Genomic DNA, 2,700 nt, shown 5'->3' on the forward strand with positions numbered 1-2,700 from the left:
AATCTAGATGCGGTTTTTATTGCACTAAATGTCACCGGATTGCTGGGGTTTATCTATAGCTCATTGCGAATAAACAGAATGTCAAAGGAGATAGCGAAACGTATTGAGGCAGAAAAGAGCATCAACTGGATGTCTAGCCATGATATCTTAACGGATCTACCTAACCAAAAATTTCTCGACTCTTATATTTCACGTTCTGCTAAGAATAAAGATGCACTAAATCATGTAGTTCTAAGTATAGAGATTAATAAGTTTAAAGATGTCAACGATCTGCTCGACTACGACCACCGAAATGAAATATTTAAGCTGGTTGGACAACGCCTCTCTTATATGTTCCCAGATAATGTCTATAAATTACGCGGTGATGAGTTTTTGGTATTAAAGTCAAATAAAGATAAAACGGACCTATCATTGCTGGGCGAACGCATAGTGAAGACTATTTGCAGCCTTATTCAAATTGATGGTTTTACCTTTAATATAGCCGCCAATGTTGGTATCTCCCGCTATCCTGAAGATTCTGGCGATCTTCGACAAGCTATTCAGCAATCGGCTTGTGCTTTGTACATTGCTAAGAAGGCCGGTCGTGAGGAAGTCCGAGTCTTTACTCCCTTGATGCAGAATACACTTTTATCCCGAGCCCAACTTAAGAGTGATTTTAAGAAAGCGTTGGCGAGTAATGCATTCTCTGTCTATTACCAGCCGTTAGTGGACCTGAGAACCGAAAAAACAGTCGGTTTTGAAGCCCTTGCGCGCTGGGAGGTCTCCCCAGGCAAATTTATTTCCCCTACTCTATTCATTCCTCTGGCGGAAGAGATGGGTAAAATCTCTGAGCTGACGGAGCAGTTGTTTCGGCTAGCCTGTCTCGAAACATTAAGCTGGCCTGCTCATCTGGTACTGTCATTTAATATTTCCCCGATACTGCTGTGTAATAAGCAACTGAGCACGCGCATCATGAGCGTCATGAATGAGTTGGGGCTGCCCGCAGATCGTCTGGAGGTAGAAATCACGGAAAGTGCACTTTTTCAGAATGCCAATGTAGCCCGATTTACGCTTAAAAAACTCAGGGATGAGGGAATAAAAATTGCGTTAGACGATTTTGGTACCGGTTACTCCAGTCTTTCTCAGCTTTGCAACTTCTCATTTGATAAGTTAAAGATTGATAAGAGCTTCATCGATACTTTCCAACACAATGAAAAAAAAGAAAAAATTGTACGTGCCATTATCTCATTGGCCAGTTCTTTGGGGGTAAAAGTCACCGCCGAAGGTATCGAACACACCAGTCAACTTGTGCGTCTACAGGATATTGGGTGTGATATTGGCCAGGGATATCTGCTTGGTATGCCCGCAGCGAAAGCGGTCCTATATCCGGTGGAATCCTTATTGATTTATAAATTTTCTCCAGAAATCGCTGAGAAAGAGAGCGCATAAAAACAGAGGGTATACCGCTGAGGTATTGGCAGTGTGCTGTGGGAGTATGAGGGGGAATCATTGAGGGTACGCTGCGCCCTTCGCTGACAGGCAGCGAAGGGCGGTAACATTAAAACTTAGTCCAACCGCCCTGTTCTGCGACTAATGCGACACTCTTAACTCGTGTCTTTGGCCTGAGCAGAGGGCCTGTTGAAACGCCAGGTGCCTTTCCTTTGATTTTAAATACCGAGACAATTTCTGTTAGTTGACGAGCCTGCTCTTCCAACGAGGCAGCAGCAGCAGCGGATTGCTGCACTAAGGCGGCATTTTGCTGCGTGACGCTGTCCATTTGAACCACCGCAGAACCAATTTGGCTGATCCCTTTACTCTGTTCGGTCGAGGCTGCGGCTATTTCGCTCATAATGTCATTTACGTTGCTGACTGAGCTCACGATTTTGTCCATCGCATCACCTGCTCGCGTCACCTGTTCAGACCCGGATTTAATATTTTTAACTGATTCATTGATCAGCACATCAATCTCTTTTGCTGCCTGTGCGCTGCGTTGCGCCAAATTTCTCACTTCACTGGCGACAACGGCAAATCCACGACCTTGTTCCCCTGCTCGCGCTGCCTCGACAGCGGCATTTAACGCAAGAATATTGGTTTGAAACGCAATACTGTTGATGACGCCAATGATATCGACGATTTTATGTGAGCTGCTGGTAATTTTCGTCATGGTGGCAATGACGCCACTGACAATTACGCCGCCCTGTTGTGCTTCCCGAGTGGCCTGGTTCGCCAGTGTACTTGCCTGGCCGGCATTATCTGCATTCTGCTGAACGGTTGAACCGAGTTGTTCCATGCTGGAGGCGGTCTCTTCCAGCGCCGAGGCTTGTTCTTCAGTTCGGGAAGACAAATCGGTATTTCCGACTGATATCTCACTAGAACCCCTGTAAATCGAATCCGCACTGTTGCGGATTTCAAACACCGTTTTGGCCCAGTTATCCTGCATCTTGTTAATATAAGGAATTAACTGGCCAATACAGTTTCTACCCTGATCTACGATGTTGTGGTCAAGTACGCCTTGTGCCAGAGATTCAAGATGAGCTTTTACTCTGTTCAAAGGTTTAACGAGAAAGTTAACCAGATAGCGGTCGGTTGTCACCATGATAAGCACACTGATTAATAACGCACTGACGAGGATATATTGACACCACACTAGCCATTGGGAAATCCGCTGATTTGCTTCTTCATTTAGGGATATAATTTTTGCGTTGTATTTGTCTATCGCTG

The 2,700-nt window shown here is 45.2% G+C and carries 2 protein-coding genes; one reads left to right on the top strand and one right to left on the bottom strand.

The window, feature by feature from the left end; all coding sequences use genetic code 11:
* On the top strand, positions 1-1,428 hold a 1,428-nt coding region (locus V2A85_RS22995; protein WP_420072474.1), incomplete at its 5' end, for a putative bifunctional diguanylate cyclase/phosphodiesterase.
* A 109-nt stretch (positions 1,429-1,537) separates the two neighbouring features.
* Here V2A85_RS22995 and V2A85_RS23000 read toward each other — a convergent pair.
* Positions 1,538-2,700 (bottom strand): methyl-accepting chemotaxis protein (locus V2A85_RS23000; protein WP_420072475.1); only part of this gene is annotated, 1,163 nt, incomplete at its 5' end.

It is taken from the genome of Yersinia sp. 1252 StPb PI, assembly GCF_048593885.1.
GTDB classification, from domain to species: Bacteria; Pseudomonadota; Gammaproteobacteria; order Enterobacterales; family Enterobacteriaceae; genus Yersinia; species Yersinia enterocolitica_E.